The organism is Streptomyces achromogenes (genome assembly GCF_030816715.1).
Classification (GTDB): domain Bacteria; phylum Actinomycetota; class Actinomycetes; order Streptomycetales; family Streptomycetaceae; genus Streptomyces; species Streptomyces achromogenes_A.
On the sequence record NZ_JAUSYH010000001.1, the window covers coordinates 5,969,318 to 5,989,835 of the forward strand.

The window sequence follows — 20,518 nt, forward strand, 5'->3', positions numbered from 1 at the left end:
GGTTTGTTTCGCAACGGAATATTCCGTCTGGCGGAAGATACAAATGAGAAGGAGCGTGCTCAGTTGCTTTCCTGCTCAGTTTGTCTTTTTGACCAGTGCGTAGGTCTGGGTCGCGATCTCCAGTTCCTCGTCCGTCGGCACCACGGCGACCGCCACCCGCGCGCCGGCGGGCGAGATCAGCCGCGGCTCGTCACCGCGTACCGCGTTCAGCTCCTCGTCCACCGCCAGGCCCAGGGAATCCAGGCCCGCGACGGCCGCCTCCCGCACCGGCGCCGCGTTCTCCCCGACCCCGGCGGTGAACGCCACCGCGTCCACGTGCCCGAGCACGGCGTAATAGGCGCCGATGTACTTCTTCAGCCGGTGAATGTAGACGTCGAACGCGAGCTTCGCCCGCTCGTCGCCCTCGTCGACCCGCCGGCGGATCTCCCGCATGTCGTTGTCCCCGCACAGCCCGACGAGTCCGCTCTTCTTGTTGAGAAGAGCATCGATTTCGTCGATGGACATTCCACCGACACGAGCCAAATGGAAGATGACGGCCGGGTCGACGTCTCCCGAGCGTGTACCCATGACGAGACCTTCCAGGGGCGTCAGCCCCATCGAGGTGTCCACACAGCGGCCCCTCTCGACCGCCGACGCCGACGCCCCGTTGCCGAGGTGCAGCACGATGACGTTCACCTCCTCGGGGGACCTGCCCAGCAGCTTCGCCGTCGCCCGGGAGACGTACGCGTGCGACGTCCCGTGGAAGCCGTAGCGCCGCACCCGGTGCGCGTCCGCGGTCTCGACGTCGATGGCGTAGCGGGCCGCCGACTCCGGCATCGTCGTGTGGAAGGCCGTGTCGAACACGGCGACCTGCGGCAGGTCGGGCCGCAGCGCCATAGCCGTGCGGATGCCGGTCAGGTTCGCCGGGTTGTGCAGCGGCGCGACGGGGATCAGCCGCTCGATCTCGGCGAGCACGGCGTCGTCGACCACGGTCGGCCGGGTGAAGTGCCTGCCGCCGTGCACCACCCGGTGCCCGATGGCGGCGAGCTCGGGGGAGTCCAGCCCGAGGCCGTCCCCGGCCAGCTCCTGCGCGACGGCCTTCAGCGCCGCGTCGTGGTCGGCGAACGGCCCGCTCCGCTCGCGGGACCCGCCGCCGGCGGCGAGCGGGGTGTGCTTCAGCCGGGAGGTCCGCTCGCCGATGCGCTCGACGAGCCCGCTCGCCAGCCGGCTGCTGTCCCGCATGTCGAGCAGCTGGTACTTCACCGACGAGGAGCCGGAGTTGAGGACGAGGACGCGGGTCGCGCTCACAGGTCGGTCGCCTTCTCGCTGGAGGTCGGGCCGGCCGTCCGGCCGTCCCTGGACGGGATCTGGGCCTGGATGGCCGTGATGGCGACGGTGTTGACGATGTCCTGGACGAGAGCGCCCCGGGACAGGTCGTTCACCGGCTTGCGCAACCCCTGCAGCACCGGGCCCACCGCGATCGCGCCGGCCGAACGCTGCACGGCCTTGTAGGTGTTGTTGCCGGTGTTGAGATCCGGGAAGATCAACACGCTGGCCTGGCCCGCGACTTCGGAGCCCGGCAGCTTGGTGGCGGCGACGGTCGGCTCGACGGCGGCGTCGTACTGGATCGGCCCCTCGATCTTCAGATCGGGACGCCGCTCGCGCACCAGCTCCGTCGCCTCCCGCACCTTGTCGACGTCCGCGCCCGAGCCGGAGGTGCCGGTGGAGTACGACAGCATCGCGATCCGCGGCTCCACGCCGAACTGCGCGGCGGTGGCGGCCGCCTGGACGGCGATGTCGGCGAGCTGCTCGGCGTCCGGGTCGGGATTCACCGCGCAGTCGCCGTAGACCAGGACCTTGTCGGCGAGGCACATGAAGAACACCGACGACACGATGTCGGCGTCCGGCTTGGTCTTGATGATCTCGAACGCCGGCCGGATGGTGGCCGCCGTCGAGTGCACCGACCCGGAGACCATGCCGTCGGCGAGGCCCTCCTGCACCATGAGCGTGCCGAAGTAGTTCACGTCCGAGACGACGTCGTAGGCCAGTTCGACGGTGACGCCCCGGTGGGCGCGCAGCGCCGCGTACTTCTCGGCGAAGGCGTCGCGCAGCTCGCTGGTCGCCGGGTCGATGAGCCGGCAGTCGCCGAGGTCGATGCCCAGGTCGGCGGCCTTCTTGCGGATCTGGTCCACCGGCCCGAGCAGGGTGAGGTCGCACACGCCGCGGCGCAGCAGCACCTCGGCCGCGTGCAGCACCCGCTCCTCGGTCCCCTCCGGCAGCACGACCCGGCGCTTGTCGGAACGGGCCTGTTCGAGAAGCTTGTGCTCGAACATCATCGGCGTGACGCGGTCGGTGCTGGGCGCGGAGACGCGCCGGAGCAGATCCCCGGTGTCCACGTGCCGTTCGAACAGCCCGAGCGCGGTCTCCGCCTTGCGCGGCGTGGCCGCGTTCAGCTTGCCCTCCAGGGAGAACAGCTGCTCGGCGGTGAGGAAGCTGTTGCCCGGCACCGAGACGACCGGGGTGCCGGGGGCGAGGCGGGCGGCGAGCGTCAGGATCTGCCCCGTCGGGACCTCGCCCAGGGTGAGCAGCAGACCGGCGATCGGCGGGGTGCCGGCGCTGTGCGCGGCCAGCGAGCCGATCACCAGGTCCGCCCGGTCTCCCGGGGTGACGACCAGACAGCCCGGCGTCAGCGCCTCGAGGAAGTTCGGCAGCATCGCCCCGCCGAAGACGAAGTCGAGGGCGTCGCGGGCCAGCCCGGAGTCGTCGCCGAGGAGCACCGTCGCGCCGAGGGCGTGACTGATCTGCGAGACGGTCGGCGCGGAGAGCGCGGGCTCGTCGGGCAGCACGTAACACGGCACGGGCACCCGGGTGGCGAGCCGGGAGGCGATCTCCTCCCGGTCCTCCGGGTCGACCCGGTTGGTCACCATGGCGAGGACGTCGCAGCCGAGACCCCGGTATGCCCGGTAGGCGTTGCGGCTCTCGGCGAGCACCGACTCCACCGTCTGCTTGCGACCGCCGACGACCGGGATCACGGAAGCGCCGAACTCGTTGGCGAGGCGCGCGTTCAGGGCGAGCTCGTCCGGGAACTGGGTGTCGGCGTAGTCGGTGCCCAGCACGAGGACGACGTCGAAGGCGCGGGCGACGCGGTGGAAGCGCTCCACGAGCGTGGAGACCAGTTCGTCCGCGCCCTGCTCCGCCTGGAGGGCGGACGCCTCGTGGTAGTCCATGCCGTAGACCGTGGCCGGATCCTGCGCCAGCCGGTAGCGCGCACGCAGCAGTTCGAAGAGCCGGTCGGGCCCGTCGTGGACGAGGGGACGGAACACGCCCACCCGGTCGACCTGCCGGGTGAGGAGCTCCATGACCCCCAGTTCGACGACCTGGCGGCCGTCGCCGCGGTCGATACCGGTCACGTACACGCTGCGGGTCACGCCGGCTCTCCGTTTCGTTCCGGGACACAAAAATCGCCCACCTAGGTGAGCAGATTCCTCTTGACAATACCCCTGGCCGTGGTTAAGACGCCCGTCAAGAGACAGCGCGCTCGGCGGCGTGAAACAATCGGACCCGGCTCACCGGCAACGACAGCGAGCAGGAGACACAGCACGATGCGCATCGGAGTCCTCACGGCAGGCGGCGACTGCCCCGGCCTGAACGCAGTGATCCGGTCGGTCGTGCACCGCGCCGTCGACCATTACGGCGACGAGGTCATCGGCTTCGAGGACGGCTACGCCGGGCTCCTCGACGGCCGTTACCGGGCACTCGACCTCAACGCGGTGAGCGGAATCCTGGCCCGCGGCGGCACCATCCTCGGCTCCTCCCGACTGGAGCGCGACCGGCTGCGCGAGGCCTGCGAGAGCGCCTCCGACATGATCCACGACTTCGGCATCGACGCGCTCGTCCCGATCGGCGGCGAGGGCACGCTGACGGCGGCGCGGATGCTGTCCGACGCCGGACTGCCGGTGGTGGGCGTGCCCAAGACGATCGACAACGACATCTCCTCCACCGACCGCACCTTCGGCTTCGACACGGCGGTCGGGGTCGCCACCGAGGCGATGGACCGCCTGAAGACGACCGCCGAGTCCCACCAGAGGGTCATGGTCGTCGAGGTCATGGGCCGCCACGCGGGCTGGATCGCGCTGGAGTCCGGGATGGCGGCGGGCGCGCACGGCATCTGCCTGCCCGAACGGCCCTTCGACCCCGCCGACCTGGTGAAGATGGTCGAGGAGCGGTTCGCTCGCGGGAAGAAGTTCGCGGTGATCTGCGTCGCCGAGGGCGCGCACCCGGCCGACGGCACCATGGACTACAGCAAGGGCGCGATCGACCAGTTCGGCCACGAGCGCTTCCAGGGCATCGGCACGGCGCTGGCCTACGAGCTCGAGCGGCGGCTCGGCAAGGAGGCCCGCCCGGTGATCCTCGGTCACGTCCAGCGCGGCGGCGTCCCGACGGCGTACGACCGCGTCCTCGCGACCCGCTTCGGCTGGCACGCGGTGGAGGCGGCGCACCGCGGCCAGTTCGGGCGGATGACGGCGCTGCGCGGCACGGACGTGGTGATGGTGCCGCTGGCCGAGGCGGTCACCGAGCTGAAGACGGTCCCGAAGGACCGGATCACCGAGGCCGAGTCGGTCTTCTAGGCCGAGCCCCGGGGCCGCCCTCGTCCCGCGGGCGGCCCCGGGGGCGTGCCCCCTGCCTGCGTTCCTCAGGCCGCCCGGTGCGCGACGCTCGTCCAGAAGCGGTCGACGATCCGGTTCGAGGAAGTCCCGGCCGGCGTCGTCCGCAATCGCCGGCCGCGCCGCCCCGGCTCGGGGCGGCGGCCATCCGGCCCCGGCAGGCCTCGCCGGTCAGCGGCCCTTCGCCGGCCCCCTCACCCACCGGTACACCAGCTCGGGGCGTCCCACCTGCCCGTACAGCGGCTTGCGTTCGGCGCGGCCCGACTCCACCAGATGCTCCAGATATCGCCGGGCGGTGATCCGGGAGATGCCCACCGCCTCGGCCACGCCGGCCGCCGTCAGCCCCTCCTGCGTCTCCCGCACCGTCGACGTGACGCGCTCCAGGGTCGGGGCGCTCAGGCCCTTGGGCAGGGCGGCCGGGCCGGGGGCGCGCAGGGCGGCCAGCGCCCGGTCGACCTCGTCCTGGCCGCTGGCCTCGCCCGCCGCGCCGCGGAACTCTGCGTACCGGACCAGCCGGTCCCGCAGGGTCGCGAACGTGAACGGCTTCAGCACGTACTGGACGACGCCCAGCGAGACGCCCTCCCGCACGACGGTGAGGTCCCGCGCCGACGTCACCGCGATCACGTCCGCGTGGTAGCCCGCCGCCCGCAGCGAACGGGCCAGCTGCAGCCCGTGCGCGTCGGGGAGGTGCAGGTCCAGCAGGAGCAGGTCCACCGGCGTGCGGTCCAGCAGTCGCCGGGCCTCCGCCCCGGTGTGCGCCTTGCCCACGGCGACGAACCCCGGCACCCGTCCGACGTACATGACGTGGGCGTCCGCGGCGACCGGGTCGTCCTCCACGACCAGCACTCTGATCGGTTCCTCGCTCATCCTCTGCCTCCCGAGCCCGACACGGATCCGGAGGTACCGGACGCGGCCTTCGTCCGCAACGGCAGGCGCACCGCGAACTCGGCCCCGCCGCCCGCCGCCTCCGTCACCGACAGCGTTCCCTCGTGCCGCTGCACCGCCTGCCGGACCAGCGCCAGCCCGAGGCCCCGCCCGCCCGGCCCGGCCGGTTTCGTGGAGAAGCCGCGCTCGAAGACCTGGGAGGCGTGCGCCGGATCCACCCCCGTCCCCGTGTCCGCGACCCGCAGCAGCAGCTCGGGGCCCTCCGTGGACGCCGTCACCGTCACCTTCGCCCGGACGCTGCCCTGGGCCGCGTCCACCGCGTTGTCGATGAGGTTGCCCAGGATCGTCACCAGATCGCGGGCGGGCAAGGTCTCCGGCAGCAGACCGTCGTCCAGGGTGCTCTCCTGCGAGACCACCAGCTCCACGCCCCGCTCGTTCGCCTGCGCCGTCTTGCCCAGCAGCAGGGCCGCCAGGACCGGCTCGCTGACGGCCGCGACCACCTGGTCCGTCAGGGCCTGCGCCAGCTCCAGCTCCGCCGTCGCGAAGTCCACGGCCTCCTCGGCGCGCCCCAGCTCGATCAGCGAGACGACCGTGTGGAGCCGGTTGGCCGCCTCGTGGGCCTGCGAGCGCAGAGCCTGGGTGAAGCCGCGCTCGGAGTCCAACTCGCCCATCAGGGACTGGAGTTCGGTGACGTCCCGCAGGGTCGCCACCGTGCCGCGCCGTTCCCCGCCGGACACCGGGGAGGTGTTCACCACCAGCACCCGGTCCGCCGTCAGGTGCACCTCGTCCACCCGGGGCTCCGAGGCGAGCAGCGCGCCCGTCAGCGGGGCCGGCAGACCGAGCTGCGCCACCGAAGCGCCGACCACGTCCCCCGAGACGCCCAGCAGTTCCCGGCCCCCGTCGTTGATCAGGGCCACCTTGTACTGTCCGTCCAGCATCAGCAGCCCCTCGCGGACCGCGTGCAGCGCGGCCTGGTGGTAGTCGTGCATCCGGCTCAGCTCGGTCGCGTTCATGCCGTGGGTGTGGCGGCGCAGGGACGCGTTGATGACGTACGTGCCGATCGCGCCGAGCGTGAGCGCGCCCACCGCCCAGGCGAACAGGGCCGTCACCTGGTCCTGCACCCGCTCGCTGATCGCCTCGACCCGGATGCCGGCGCTGACCAGGCCGATGATCCGCTTGTCGTCGTCCCTTATGGGGGTGACCGCGCGGACGGACGCGCCGAGGGTGCCGGTGTAGGTCTCGGTGAACGTGCGGCCCGCCAGCGCCTCCGCCGTGTTGCCGCGGAAGCGCTGGCCGATCTGGTCCTCGTCCGGGTGGGTCCAGCGGATGCCGTCGGTGTTCATGATCGTCACGAAGTCGACGTCCGTGTCGAGCATGACGCGGTGGGCGTACGGCTGGAGCTCGGCCGTGGGGTCCGCGGTGTGGATGGCCGCCCGGACCGAGGGGGAGTCGGCCACCGAGCGGGCCACTGCCGTGGCCTGGCGGCCCGCCGCCTCCTCGGCCTGCCGGCCGTCGCTGACGTACGTGAACAGCGCGTATCCCGCGACGACGACCGCTATCAGCACCGCCTGCATGGCGAACAGCTGGCCGGCCAGGCTGCGGGGGCGGGGGAGGACGGGGAGGCGCATGTCGTCAGTGTGCCCCCGAGGCCGATCGTGAACTAAATGAACGGAAGGGTGACCGCCCTCACAACCGCACGGGATAGTCACGGCATCCCCCACAACTCCCCGGACGTGAGCCGCACGCCGGTGATGCCGACGAAGACGTCAAGGAGGGCAGCCGTGGCCGCCAGCAGCACCCCCGATACGGCACCTGCCGCACCCGCCGTGAAGCGGGACCGCACCCACTACCTGTACATCGCGGTGATCGTCGCGGTCGCCATCGGCATCGCCGTGGGTCTCGCCGCCCCCGACTTCGCCGTCGAGCTGAAGCCCATCGGCACCGGCTTCGTGAACCTGATCAAGATGATGATCTCGCCGATCATCTTCTGCACGATCGTTCTCGGCATCGGATCCGTACGGCAGGCCGCCAAGGTCGGCAAGGTCGGCGGTATCGCGCTCGGCTACTTCGTGGTCATGTCGCTCGTGGCGCTCACCATCGGCCTGGTCGTCGGCAACATCCTGGAGCCCGGCAGCGGCCTCCACATCACCGACGCCGTGAAGGAGACCGGCCAGGCGCAGGTCTCGGCCGAGGCCAAGGACACCACCGAGTTCCTGCTCGGCATCATCCCCACCACGATCCTCTCCGCGTTCACCCAGCCGGACGTCCTGCAGACCCTGCTCATCGCGCTGCTCTGCGGTTTCGCCCTTCAGGGCATGGGCAAGGCCGGCCGACCGATCCTGCGTGGCGTCGAGCACATCCAGCGGCTCGTCTTCCGCATCCTCGCGATGGTCATGTGGGCCGCCCCGATCGGCGCGTTCGGCGCGATGGCCGCGGTCGTCGGCTCGGCGGGCGTGGACGCGCTCAAGAGCCTCGCCGTCCTGATGCTCGGCTTCTACACCACGTGTTTCCTGTTCGTCTTCATCGTGCTCGGCGCGCTGCTGAGGATCTTCACGGGCCTGAACATCCTGACGTTCTTCAAGTACCTCGCTCGTGAGTTCCTGCTGATCCTGTCCACCTCCTCCTCCGAGTCCGCGCTGCCGCGCCTCATCGCGAAGATGGAGCACCTGGGCGTCAGCAAGCCCGTCGTCGGCATCACCGTCCCGACCGGCTACTCCTTCAACCTCGACGGCACCATGATCTACATGACCATGGCGTCCCTGTTCATCGCCGACGCCATGGGCACGCCGATGTCGATCGGCGAGCAGATCCCGCTGCTGCTCTTCCTCTTCGTCGCCTCCAAGGGCGCGGCCGGCGTCACCGGCGCCGGCATGGCGACCCTGGCCGGCGGTCTGCAGTCGCACAAGCCCGCCCTGGTGGACGGCATGGGCCTCATCGTCGGCATCGACCGGTTCATGAGCGAGGCACGCGCCCTCACCAACTTCGCCGGCAACGCCGTCGCCACGGTCCTCATCGGCACCTGGACGAAGGAGATCGACAAGGAGCGCGTCCAGCTGGTGCTGGCCGGCGGCCTGCCGTTCGACGAGAAGACCCTGCTCGACCACGACGACGAGGACGACGTCGTCGCGGCGGACCTGCCCGAGCAGCGCGAAGAGGGCGAGAAGGAACTCGCCAAGGCCTGACGGCCCCACGGACTCCGGATGTCCGGCCCCGCCTGAACCGGGGCCGGACATCCGGCCGACCTCCTCCCCACCGTTACCGGGCCCCACCGTCTCCGGGCGGGCCCCACCGTCTCCGGGCGGCCGAGCACTCCCCCGTGGCTCGGTCGCCCGGTCTTTTTGCTTTCCCCCGTCCCTGCCCTCGGGCGCACCTCTTGCCCTGACGTCGGCGTCAAGGATTACGGTCGTGGACATGCGCATCGGAGAGCTGGCCGCGCGGGCCGGGACGACGACCCGGACGCTGCGGTACTACGAGTCGCGGGGGCTGTTGCCCGCGCGGCGCGGCGACAACGGGTACCGGACGTACGACGAGGGCGATCTGCGGCTGCTGCGGCAGATCAGGACGCTCCAGGACTTCGGGTTCGACCTGGAGGAGACCCGGCCCTTCGTGGAGTGTCTGCGGGCCGGGCACCCGCAGGGCGACTCGTGTCCGGCGTCGCTCGTGGTCTACCGCCGCAAGCTCGACGAGCTGGACGCGCTCATCGGCGAGCTGCGGGCGGTCCGCGAGACGGTCGCCGGACAGCTCGTGCGGGCCGAGCGGGCGCGGGACGAGCTGGCGGCCGAGGCGCTGGCTCCGGGGGGTCCGGAGCCGGGGTGCGAACTGGGAGGGCGAGGACTGTGATCAAGGCGGACGGCGTGACCGAGGTGACGGACGACGACTTCGGGGCGCAGGTGCTGGAGGCGGAACTGCCGGTGCTCGTGCAGTTCACGGCCGAGTGGTGCGGCCCCTGCCGGCAGCTGGGCCCGGTACTGGGCAGCATCGCCGAGAAGGAGGGCGAGCGGCTGAAGGTCGTACAGCTGGACGTGGACCGCAATCCGCGGACCGCGATCGCGTACCACGTGCTGTCGACGCCCACCCTCATGGTGTTCCGGGGCGGTGAGCCCGTGCGGTCGATGGTGGGGGCGCGGCCCAGGCGCCGGCTGCTGGAGGAGATCGCCGACGTGCTCTGACCCGGGCGACGGGAACACCGCGCCGCATACGGGCCGATACGAAGAAATCCCCCGAGCAATTGTGCTCGGGGGATTTCTCGGCGTATATTGAGTGATTCGCGACTTCATTTCAATGAAGTCGTAATGCGGTTCACTGAAGGCATCATATCCGGGCGGGAGCTGAATTGTCAAACGCCGATTTCGAATTGCAGCGCGAGCAGGAATTCATCGACGATCTGTACGCGCGCGTGGACGCCCTGCGCGGCGACACCGAGGTCTCCGTCACGGACGCGCTCGCCCAGGGCGACACCCCCATGCAGGCCCGGCTCGAGCGGGACATCCTCGTGGCCGAGCGCTCGGGGCTGCTCGCCGCGCTGAACGCGGTCGACGGCTCCCTGTGCTTCGGCCGCATCGACCTCGCCTCCGGAGTCCACCACCACATCGGCCGCATCGGCCTGCGCGCCGGCGACGCCGAACGCACACCGGTCCTGATCGACTGGCGGGCCGGCGTCGCCCGCCCGTTCTACCTCGCCACCGGCCACACCCCGATGGGGCTGCGCAGGCGACGGCACCTCACGAGCGAGGGCCGCCGGGTCACCGCCCTGCACGACGAGATCCTCGACATCGGCGACCCCACCCGCACCGGCCACGAGGACCCGACCGGCGACGCCGTCCTGCTCGCCGCGCTCGACTCGGCACGCACCGGCCGTATGCACGACATCGTGCAGACCATCCAGGCCGAGCAGGACGACATCATCCGCGCCCCCCACCGGGGGGTGCTGGTGGTCGAGGGAGGTCCCGGCACCGGCAAGACGGCCGTCGCCCTGCACCGCGCCGCCTACCTCCTCTACGAGCACCGGCAACTGCTCGCCAAACGGGCCGTCCTGATCGTCGGCCCCAACCCCGCCTTCCTCGGCTACATCGGCGAGGTGCTGCCCGCGCTCGGTGAGACCGGCGTGCTCCTGGCGACGGTCGGCGAACTGTTCCCCGGCGTGCGGGCGACGGCCGCCGACACCCGCGAGGCGGCCGCGGTCAAGGGCCGCGCCGACATGGCGGACGTCCTCGCCGACGTCGTACGCGACTGGCAGGCCCTGCCCGACCCGGTCATCGCGATCGAGCACGACCGCGAGATCCTGATGCTCGACGACGGTCTCGTGCGGGTGGCCCGCGAACGCACCCGGGCCGCCGGGCTGCCGCACAACGCGGCCCGCGAGCACTTCGAGGGCCACATCCTCAACACCCTCACCGACATGGTCGCCGAGCGCCTGGGCACCGACCCCTTCGACGGCACCAACCTCCTCGACCCGAGCGACGTCACCCAGATCCGCGACGAGCTCGCCGAGAACCCCGAGGTGTGGGCCGCCGTCGACCAGCTGTGGCCGCGGCTGACCCCGCAGCGCCTGGTCGCGGACTTCCTCGCCGACCCGGTGGGCTACGTCTCCGACGACGACGCGGCCGTCATCCGCCGCCCGGTGACCCGCGCCTGGACGGTGGCCGACGTGCCGCTCCTCGACGAGGCCGCCGAACTCCTCGGCGAGGACGACCGGGTGACCCGGGCCCGGGCGGAACGGGAACGCGAGACGCAGATCGCCTACGCCCAGGGCGTCCTGGACGTCTCGTACGCCTCCCGCACCTACGAGTTCGACGACAAGGACGAGGAGGACTCCGAGGTCCTGTCCGCGCACGACATCATCGACGCGGAGCGGTTCGCCGAGCGTCACGAGGAGGACGACCACCGCAGCGCCGCCGAACGCGCGGCGGCCGACCGCACCTGGGCGTTCGGCCACATCATCGTCGACGAGGCGCAGGAGCTGTCGCCGATGGCGTGGCGGCTGCTCATGCGGCGCTGCCCGACCCGCTCCATGACGCTGGTCGGCGACCCCGCGCAGACCGCCGAGGCGGCCGGCGTCGGAGCGTGGGCGGACATTCTCGAGCCGTACGTGCAGGACCGCTGGGAGCACACCCGCCTGGGCGTCAACTACCGCACCCCGGCCGAGATCATGGAGGTGGCGGCGGCCGTCGTGCGCGCCGAGGACCCGGACTTCGCACCGCCGAGCTCGGTCCGGTCCACCGGCGTGCGGCCGTGGGCGCGCGCGACCGACGACCTGCCGGGCGCGGTGGCCGAGGCGGTCGAGGAGCTGACGCCCGCCGAGGGGCGGCTCGCGGTCATCGCCCCGCGCGGTCTGCACCGGCGGCTCGCGGCGCGGCTGGACGGCGTGACGGCGGGCGCGGAGCCCGATCTCACGCGGACCGTCGTCCTGCTGGACCCCCGTCAGGCCAAGGGCCTCGAGTTCGACTCCGTCCTCGTGGTGGAGCCGTCCCGGTACGGCACCAGCGACCTGTACGTGGCGCTGACCCGTGCGACGCAACGGCTCGGCGTGGTGCACAGCCGCCCCCTGCCGAAGGCGCTGGCCGAGGCGTTCCGGTCGCCCGGGACCGGCACGGCGTGACGGTCCCCGGCCAGCGTCGCTCCCGGGCCCGGAGCCCGGGCCCGCGCCGGCGTGGTGTGCGGGCGGCGGGAGAGCCCGTCCGCACACCGCCGCACCGGCCCGCGGGGCGGCGCGGGCGCGTGCCGGCTCAGGCGGGCCGCAGCCACACGGTCGCCAGCGGGGGCAGCGTCAGCCGGATGCTCGCCGGCCGGCCGTGCGCGCCCTGCGGCTCCGGCTTGACCGGGTCGGGGTGGCCGACGCCGCCGCCGCCGTACCGTTCGGCGTCGGTGTTGAGGGCCTCGTGCCAGGCCGGGACGTCGTCCGGGACGCCCAGCCGGTAGTCCCGGCGGACGACGGGGGACAGGTTGGAGACGGACAGCAGCGAGGAGCCCTCGGCGTCGCGCCGCAGGAAGGCGAAGACGTTGTCCTCCGCGGCGTCCCCGACCACCCACTCGAAGCCCGCCGGGTCGGTGTCCCGCTGCCAGAGGGCGGGCACCGCCCGGTAGACGGCGTTGAGGTCGCGGACCAGGTCCCGCACGCCCCGGTGGTCGGCCTCCGCCCCGTACGCCGGATCCAGCAGCCACCAGTCGGGGCCGTGCGCCTCGGACCACTCCGCGCCCTGCGCGAACTCCTGCCCCATGAAGAGAAGTTGCTTGCCCGGGTGGGCCCACATGTACGCCAGGTACGCCCGCAGGTCGGCGCGCTGCCGCCACCAGTCGCCCGGCATCTTCGACACCAGCGACCGCTTGCCGTGCACGACCTCGTCGTGGGAGATCGGCAGCACGTAGTTCTCGCTGTACGCGTACACCATCGAGAACGTCATCTCGTGGTGGTGGTACCTGCGGTGCACCGGCTCGTGGCTCATGTACGCCAGCGAGTCGTGCATCCAGCCCATGTTCCACTTCAGCCCGAAACCGAGCCCGCCGAAGCCGCTGGGGCCCGAGTGGTGGGTGGCGCGGGTCACCCCGTCCCAGGCGGTGGACTCCTCGGCGATCGTCACGACGCCCGGGTTGCGGCGGTACACCGTCGCGTTCATCTCCTGCAGGAACGCCACCGCGTCCAGGTTCTCCCGGCCGCCGTGCTCGTTCGGCGTCCACTGGCCCGCCTCGCGCGAGTAGTCCAGGTAGAGCATGGAGGCCACGGCGTCCACCCGCAGGCCGTCGATGTGGAACTCCTCGCACCAGTAGGTGGCGTTCGCCACCAGGAAGTTGCGCACCTCACGCCGGCCGAAGTCGAACTCCAGCGTCCCCCAGTCGGGGTGGGCGGCGCGCAACGGGTCCGCGTGCTCGTACAGCGGCCGCCCGTCGAACTCGGCGAGCGCCCACTCGTCGCGCGGGAAGTGCGCCGGCACCCAGTCCATCAGGACGCCGATGCCGGCCCGGTGCAGCGCGTCCACCAGGCACCTGAAGTCGTCCGGCGTGCCGAGGCGGGCGGTGGGCGCGTAGAAGCCGGTGACCTGGTAGCCCCAGGACCCGCCGAAGGGATGCTCGGCGACCGGCATCAGCTCCACGTGTGTGAAGCCGAGGTCCTTCACATAGGCGGGCAGCTGCTCGGCGAGCTGACGATACGTCAGTCCCGGTCGCCAGGACGCCAGATGAAGCTCGTACACCGAGAACGGGGCCTCGTGCACGGCTATCTCGGCCCGCCGGGCCAGCCACTCGGCGTCACCCCACTCGTACCGCGAGGCGTCCACGACCGACGACGTGGCCGGCGGGACCTCCGTACGCCGCGCCATCGGGTCGGCGCGCAGGGTGTGCGAGCCGTCGGGACGGGTGATGTCGAACTTGTACAGCGCGCCCTCGCCGACCCCGGGCAGGAACAGCTCCCACACCCCGGACGACCCGAGGGACCGCATCGGACACCCGGTGGAGTCCCAGTAGTTGAACGTGCCCGCCAGCCGGACGCCGCGCGCGTTCGGGGCCCACACGGCGAAGCCCGTGCCGCTCACGCCCTGGTGGGTCCGCGGGTGCGCGCCGAGCACCGTCCACAGCTGCTCGTGCCGGCCCTCGCCGATCAGATGCAGGTCCAGCTCGCCCAGGGTGGGCCGGAAGCGGTAGGAGTCCTCGGTCTCCACGGTCGCGTCCTCGTACGTCACGAGGAGCCGGTAGTCCGGCGGCCCCTTGAGCGGCAGCAGACCGGAGAAGAAGCCGTCACCGTCGTCGTGGAGCACGGCGCGCAGCTCGCCGGCGACCACCTCCACCGACCGCGCGTACGGGCGCAGCGCTCGGAAGACCACCCCGCCCGGCGCGGGGTGCGCGCCCAGCACGGAGTGCGGATCGTGATGCGTGCCCTCCAGCAGACGCGCGCGGTCGGCGGCGTCCGGGGCACTCCGGAACTCCACGACCGCCTCCGGCGAGGGGGCGGCGTCCGGGGTGCTCCGGGACTCCGCGACCACCCCGGGCGAGGGGTCCGCCTCCGGCAGGGGGTGCGCCTGCGCTGAGGGGACTGCCTGCGTGGAGGGGCCTGCCTTCGGCAGGGGATCCGCCTGCGGTGAGATGTCCGTCTCCGGTGCGCCGTCCGCTGTCGGGGGGCGGTGCGCCTCCGGGACGGACGGGGCCGCCGGTGGTGCGGCGGGGGACCTGCTGTGCTGCGGTGCGGCCTTCTCGACCTTCTTCGGGGTCACGTGCGGAGCCTCCTCAAGGCAGGTCGGGGGGTGCGGCGAGGCGTCGTATCGCGGACAGGGGTACGGGAAGCCAGTCCGGCCGGTGCCGGGCCTCGTAGACGACCTCGTAGATCGCCTTGTCCGTCTCGTAGGCCCGCAGCAGCACGGGGTCGGTCCGCGGGTCGACGCCCGCCGCCTCGGCGTAGCCGGAGCAGTAGGCCGCCCGGCAGGCGTGCGCCCAGCCCGGGGCAGGCGGGTCGGCGGAGTGGGCCGCGTAGTCGAAGGAGCGCAGCATGCCCGCCACGTCCCGCACGGCCGGCTGCGGCATCCGGCGCTCGCCCAGCGGTCTGGCCGGCTCGCCCTCGAAGTCGATCAGCGACCACTCGCCCGAGGCGGCCCGCAGACACTGCCCGAGGTGCAGGTCGCCGTGGACGCGCTGGGCGGTCCAGGTGCGGCCCTCGGCCGCGAGATCGGCCAGCGCGGTGAAGGCGGTGCGCAGCGCGGGCGCGTACGGACGCAGTGCGGGCACCGCCTGCGCGGCCGCGTCGAGCCGCTCGATCATGCCGTGCACCGCCGGCCCCGTCTGCGCCTGCCCCAGCGTCGCCGTGGGCAGTGCCCGGGCCAGCGCCCCGTGCACCTCGGCCGTGGCCCGGCCCAGGGCCCGCGCCTCGGCGGTGAAGTCCTCGCCCTTGGCCAGTTCCCGCAGCGCCAGCTCCCAGCCGTCCGCCGCGCCCTGCACATACGGCTGGAGCACGGCCAGGACGTACGACTCGTCCTCGTGCCCGTCGCCGCCGAGGTCCGCGTGCATCCACGCGGTCGGCGCGGGCACCCGGGGGCAGCCCTCGCGGGCCAGCGCCAGCGGCAGCTCCAGGTCCGGGTTGACGCCGGGCACCACCCGGCGCAACAGCTTCAGGATGAACGTATCTCCATAGATCACGGACGAGTTCGACTGCTCGCCCGTCAGCCGGCGCGGGACCAGTCCCGACCGGATCTCCTGCTCCGGGTCGCGCTCGCAGCGCAGCGCGCCGATCCGCGTCCCGGTGCGCAGCGCCTCCAGCAGCAGCTCGGCCGGCCGGGTGTCGTACAGCGCGTCGAAGACGGTCCGCCCGGCCAGCGGCCCCTGGGTCACATGCCCGATCAGCGCGGGCGCGAGCCGGGGCGGCAGGGCCGCGCGGACGCCGATCAGCAGCTGGTAGCAGTCGCCCGGGGCCGCGCCCTGCCGGGCGCGCACCAGCAGGTGGTACAGGCCCAGCCGCGCTCCGGCCGGCAGCAGTTCGGTGGCCGCCACCAGCGAGAACCCGGTGACCGGGCGCCCCTTGCCGGCGAACCAGCGCTGCCGGGGCAGCCACTCGCGCAGCAGGGGGTCCAGGGACGCGAGGAGGCCGGGGCTCGTCTTGCCGGAGAGTGTGACAGTTTCCGCCATTGCGTCACATTCCTTTCCCCGGGGGGTCGGGGTGTTACTGATGCGTGCCCCGGGCGGGGCAGGGGAAACCGCCCCGCCGTGGGGTTCTAGACCACGTCCCTGCGGAGCCGGAACCAGTAGAAGCCGTGGCCGGCGAGGGTGAGCAGGTAGGGGAGTTCGCCGACGGGCGGGAAGCGGACGGTGCCGAAGAGTTCGACGGGGTAGCGGCCGTGGAAGCGGCTGAGGTCGAGTTCGGTGGGCTGGGCGAAGCGGGAGAAGTTGTGGACGCACAGGACGAGGTCGTCCTCGTGTTCGCGCAGGAAGGCGAGGACGGCGGGGTTGGAGGAGGGGAGTTCGGTGTAGGTGCCGAGGCCGAAGGCGGGGTTCTGTTTGCGGATCTCGATCATGCGGCGGGTCCAGTGCAGGAGCGAGGAGGGCGACGACATGGACGCCTCGACGTTGGTGACCTGGTAGCCGTAGACGGGGTCCATGATGGTGGGCAGGGAGAGCCGGCCGGGGTCGCAGGAGGAGAATCCGGCGTTGCGGTCGGGCGTCCATTGCATGGGGGTGCGGACGGCGTCGCGGTCGCCGAGCCAGATGTTGTCGCCCATGCCGATCTCGTCGCCGTAGTAGAGGATCGGGGAGCCGGGCAGGGAGAGCAGGAGTGCGGTGAAGAGCTCGATCTGGTTGCGGTCGTTGTCGAGGAGGGGTGCGAGGCGGCGGCGGATGCCGATGTTGGCGCGCATACGCGGGTCTTTGGCGTATTCGGCGTACATGTAGTCGCGTTCTTCGTCGGTGACCATTTCGAGGGTGAGCTCGTCGTGGTTGCGCAGGAAGATGCCCCATTGGCAGCTGGCGGGGATGGCGGGGGTCTTGGCGAGGATCTCGGAGACGGGGTAGCGGGATTCGCGGCGGACGGCCATGAAGATGCGGGGCATGACGGGGAAGTGGAATGCCATGTGGCATTCGTCGCCGCCGGAGGTGTAGTCGCCGAAGTAGTCGACGACGTCCTCGGGCCACTGGTTGGCCTCGGCCAGGATCACCGTGTCCGGATAGTGCGCGTCGACCTCTTTGCGGACCCGCTTCAGGAACTCGTGCGTGGCCGGGAGGTTCTCGCAGTTCGTGCCCTCCTCGGCGTACAGGTACGGCACGGCGTCGAGGCGGAACCCGTCGATGCCCAGGTCCAGCCAGAACCGCAGCGCGGAGATCATCTCCTCCTGGACGGCGGGGTTCTCGTAGTTGAGGTCGGGCTGGTGGGAGAAGAAGCGGTGGAAGAAGTACTGCTTGCGGACGGGGTCGAAGGTCCAGTTGGAGACTTCGGTGTCGACGAAGATGATGCGGGCGTCGGGGTATTGCTTGTCGTCGTCGGCCCACATGTAGTAGTCGCCGTAGGGTCCGTCGGGGTTGTTCCTGGACTCCTGGAACCACGGGTGCTGGTCGCTGGTGTGGTTCATGACGAAGTCGATGATGACGCGCATGCCGCGTTGGTGGGCGGCGTCGACGAATTCGACGAAGTCGGCGAGGTCGCCGAATTCCGGGAGGACGGCGGTGTAGTCGGAGACGTCGTAGCCGCCGTCGCGCAGCGGTGATTTGAAGAAGGGGGGGAGCCAGAGACAGTCGACTCCGAGCCATTGCAGGTAGTCGAGTTTGGCGGTGATGCCTTTGAGGTCGCCGATGCCGTCGCCGTTGCTGTCCTGGAAGGAGCGGACGAGGACCTCGTAGAACACGGCGCGTTTGAACCACTCGGGATCGCGGTCCTTCGCGGGCGTGTCCTCGAAGGTGTCCGGAACGGGCTCGTTGACGATCATGATGTGGGTGACCCTCCGCTCTGCGGGTAGGACGGTCGCAGGACGGTGCATACGTGCGCGGGCCGGATGCCCGGTTCGAGGCGCACGTAGGTGGCCCTGCCCCAGTGGTAGGTCTCGCCGGTGAGCTCGTCGCGCACCGGCACCGACTCGTGCCAGTCCAGGCCGAGTTGCGGCATGTCCAACGAGACCGTCGCCTCCTGGGTGTGGTGGGGGTCGAGGTTGACGACCACCAGAACCGTGTTCGATCCGCTGCTGTCCGAGCTGGTCTTCGAGTAGGCGATCACCGCTTCCTTGTCGGTGTGGTGGAAGTGCAGGTTGCGCAGTCGGTGCAGGGCGGGGTTGGCGCGTCGGATGTCGTTGAGGCGGGTGATGAGGGGGGCGATGGTGCGGCCCTCGCGTTCGGCGGCGTCCCAGTCGCGGGGGGTGAGCTGGTATTTCTCGGAGTCGAGGTATTCCTCGCCGCCCTCGCGCAGGGGGGTGTTCTCGCAGAGTTCGTAGCCGCTGTAGAGGCCCCAGGTGGGGGAGAGGGTGGCGGCCAGGACGGCGCGGGCCTCGAAGGCGGGCCGGCCGCCGTGCTGGAGGTGGGCGGGCAGGATGTCGGGGGTGTTGGCGAAGAAGTTGGGCCGCATGTACGAGGCGGCCTGCCCCGACAGCTCGGTGAGGTAGTCGGTCAGCTCGTCCTTGGTGGTACGCCAGGTGAAGTAGGTGTAGGACTGCTGGAAGCCGATCTGGGCGAGGGTGTGCATCATCGCGGGCCGGGTGAACGCCTCGGCCAGGAAGATCACGTCGGGGTCGGTGCGGTTGAGGTCGGCGATGACGCGTTCCCAGAACACCACGGGTTTGGTGTGGGGGTTGTCGACGCGGAAGATCCGCACGCCGTGGCCCATCCAGTGCCGCAGCACCCGCACGGTCTCGGCGACCAGGCCCTTCAGGTCGGCGTCGAAGGCGACGGGGTAGATGTCCTGGTACTTCTTGGGCGGGTTCTCGGCGTAGGCGATGGTGCCGTCGGGGCGGTGGTGGAACCACTCGGGGTGTTTGTGGACCCAGGGGTGGTCGGGGGAGCACTGCAGGGCGAAGTCGAGGGCGATCTCCAGGCCGAGTTCGCGGGCCTGGCCGACGAACCAGGTGAAGTCCTCCAGGGTGCCCAGTGCGGGGTGGACGGCGTCGTGGCCGCCTTCGGGGGAGCCGATCGCCCAGGGCACGCCGACGTCGTCGGGCCGTGGGTCGAGGGTGTTGTTGCGGCCTTTGCGGAAGGTGGTGCCGATGGGGTGGATCGGGGGGAGGTAGACGACGTCGAAGCCCATCGCGGCGATCGCGGGGAGTCGGCGGGCGGCGGTGCGGAACGTGCCGTGCGGCTGCTGGGGGGTGCCCTCGGAACGGGGGAAGAACTCGTACCAGGAGCCGTACAGGGCGCGTTCGCGTTCCACCAGCAGCGGCAGCGGCTCCGACGCGGTCACCAGCTCCCGCAGCGGGAACCGCGCCAGCACGGCGTCCACCTCCGGCGTCAACGCCGCCGCCAGCCGGGACACGGGGGGACGGCTCTCGTCGCGCAGGGCCTCGACGGCGATCAGCACCGCCTTGCGCTCCGGGCCGTTCGGCACCCCGTCCGCCGCCCGCTCGTACAGACGGGCGCCCTCCTCGAGGACCGACTCCGTGTCCATCCCGGCGGGCACCTTCACGCCGGCGTGGTGCCGCCAGGTGGAGACGGGGTCCCCCCACGCCTCCACGGTGTACGTCCAGCGGCCGGTCGCGTCCGGCGTGACGTCCGCGCCCCAGCGGTCGGTGCCCGGGGCGAGTTCGCGCATCGGCGTCCACGGCCCCGGCTCGCCGTCCGGGTCGCGCAGCACGACATTGGCCGCGACGGCGTCGTGCCCTTCGCGGAACACGGTCGCCGAGACCTCGAACGTCTCGCCGACGACCGCCTTGGCGGGCCGGCGTCCCTGCTGGACCAGCGGACGGACGTCGAGGACGGGGATGCGCCCGACGGCGGTGGCCGCGACGGCCGCGGTGCCCTCGGCGGCCTCACCCTGCCCGATGGCGTGGGTGCGCCCGGCGGGCATCGCGGGTTCGGCGGGCCCGGCGTTCTTCGGCGGCTTGGCGCTCCTCGGGCCCTTGGAGCCCTTGGAGCCCTTGGAGCCCTTCGCGTTCTTCGCGTTCTTCGGTTCCCTGGAGTCCGTACGGTCCTTGGAGTCCCCGGAGTCCGTAGGGCCCTTGGAGTCCACAGGGGCCTTGGCATCCCTGGTGTCCTTGGGGGTCTTCTTGGGGGGTGTCGAGGGGTGGTGCCTGGCCGGCATGACCGCTCCTGTCCGCATCAAGGGGGGTGGGCGGATGGATGTGGTGGGAGGTGGGTCCTGCGAGGGAGTACCGGAGGAGCCTTCCACCCTGTGCGGGTGAGCAATCCGGCCCGTTGTTAACTCCTCACGTCGATATCCGACTCGGTGCGCCGGCGTGCCGGGCGCACCACTGGCACCCTCTCGCGCGGGGCGAAGCCCCACAAGGTGGCCCAGGGGAGTGAAAGCGGGATTTTCGGCCCTTCGCCGTAGGGCTCCGGCCAGCCCCCGGCAAGGCCGGCGCGGACGCCGGTACCGTCGTAGCAGACGT

13 protein-coding genes are annotated in these 20,518 nt (G+C 71.6%); 5 read left to right on the plus strand and 8 right to left on the minus strand.

Annotated elements, in window-relative coordinates:
- Window positions 1-75 precede the first annotated feature (75 nt).
- Both QF032_RS26980 and pta read right to left on the minus strand, forming a co-directional pair.
- Complete coding sequence (locus QF032_RS26980) at window positions 76-1,287, minus strand: acetate kinase (RefSeq protein WP_307046031.1); 1,212 nt, start codon at window positions 1,285-1,287, stop codon at window positions 76-78.
- Window positions 1,284-3,407, minus strand: a complete 2,124-nt coding sequence (pta, locus tag QF032_RS26985) for a phosphate acetyltransferase (protein WP_307057784.1) — start codon at window positions 3,405-3,407, stop codon at window positions 1,284-1,286. The genes QF032_RS26980 and pta overlap by 4 nt, the downstream gene beginning before the upstream one ends.
- A gap of 174 nt (window positions 3,408-3,581) precedes the next feature.
- On the opposite strand from pta, the gene QF032_RS26990 reads away from it, so the two are divergent.
- On the plus strand, window positions 3,582-4,607 hold the full coding sequence (locus tag QF032_RS26990; RefSeq protein ID WP_306949208.1) for an ATP-dependent 6-phosphofructokinase: 1,026 nt from the start codon (window positions 3,582-3,584) through the stop codon (window positions 4,605-4,607).
- Between the two features lie 207 nt (window positions 4,608-4,814).
- Here QF032_RS26990 and QF032_RS26995 read toward each other — a convergent pair whose 3' ends face one another.
- Together QF032_RS26995 and QF032_RS27000 are read right to left on the minus strand one after the other, a co-directional pair.
- Window positions 4,815-5,510, minus strand: a complete 696-nt coding sequence (locus tag QF032_RS26995; RefSeq protein ID WP_306949206.1) for a response regulator — start codon at window positions 5,508-5,510, stop codon at window positions 4,815-4,817.
- Complete coding sequence (locus QF032_RS27000) at window positions 5,507-7,156, minus strand: ATP-binding protein (RefSeq protein ID WP_307046033.1); 1,650 nt, start codon at window positions 7,154-7,156, stop codon at window positions 5,507-5,509. Before QF032_RS27000 ends, QF032_RS26995 begins: the two co-directional genes overlap by 4 nt.
- Window positions 7,157-7,279: 123 nt before the next feature.
- On the opposite strand from QF032_RS27000, the gene QF032_RS27005 reads away from it, so the two are divergent.
- From QF032_RS27005 to QF032_RS27020, 4 genes are all read left to right on the plus strand, one after another.
- Window positions 7,280-8,710, plus strand: a complete 1,431-nt coding sequence (locus QF032_RS27005; protein WP_307050329.1) for a cation:dicarboxylate symporter family transporter — start codon at window positions 7,280-7,282, stop codon at window positions 8,708-8,710.
- 229 nt (window positions 8,711-8,939) lie between these two features.
- Window positions 8,940-9,368 (plus strand): MerR family transcriptional regulator, encoded by a 429-nt coding sequence (locus QF032_RS27010; protein WP_306955929.1) that lies wholly within the window; start codon window positions 8,940-8,942, stop codon window positions 9,366-9,368.
- Window positions 9,365-9,697, plus strand: a complete 333-nt coding sequence (locus QF032_RS27015) for a thioredoxin family protein (protein ID WP_307057786.1) — start codon at window positions 9,365-9,367, stop codon at window positions 9,695-9,697. Before QF032_RS27010 ends, QF032_RS27015 begins: the two co-directional genes overlap by 4 nt.
- A 185-nt stretch (window positions 9,698-9,882) precedes the next feature.
- A complete protein-coding gene (locus QF032_RS27020; RefSeq protein ID WP_307050331.1) occupies window positions 9,883-12,126 on the plus strand; it encodes a HelD family protein in 2,244 nt (747 codons plus the stop codon).
- Between the two features lie 127 nt (window positions 12,127-12,253).
- Here QF032_RS27020 and glgB read toward each other — a convergent pair whose 3' ends face one another.
- From glgB to QF032_RS27040, 4 genes are all read right to left on the minus strand, one after another.
- Window positions 12,254-14,446: a 1,4-alpha-glucan branching enzyme gene (gene glgB, locus QF032_RS27025; RefSeq protein WP_307060387.1), complete on the minus strand. Its 2,193-nt coding sequence runs from the start codon at window positions 14,444-14,446 to the stop codon at window positions 12,254-12,256.
- Window positions 14,447-14,741: 295 nt separating this feature from the next.
- Window positions 14,742-16,130: a maltokinase N-terminal cap-like domain-containing protein gene (locus tag QF032_RS27030; protein WP_306949203.1), complete on the minus strand. Its 1,389-nt coding sequence runs from the start codon at window positions 16,128-16,130 to the stop codon at window positions 14,742-14,744.
- A gap of 86 nt (window positions 16,131-16,216) precedes the next feature.
- Entirely contained in the window at window positions 16,217-17,917 is a 1,701-nt protein-coding gene (treS, locus tag QF032_RS27035; protein ID WP_306949202.1) for a maltose alpha-D-glucosyltransferase, read from the minus strand.
- Window positions 17,914-20,211, minus strand: coding sequence for an alpha-1,4-glucan--maltose-1-phosphate maltosyltransferase (locus QF032_RS27040; RefSeq protein ID WP_307057788.1), 2,298 nt, complete (start codon window positions 20,209-20,211; stop codon window positions 17,914-17,916). The genes treS and QF032_RS27040 overlap by 4 nt, the downstream gene beginning before the upstream one ends.
- Window positions 20,212-20,518 lie beyond the last annotated feature (307 nt).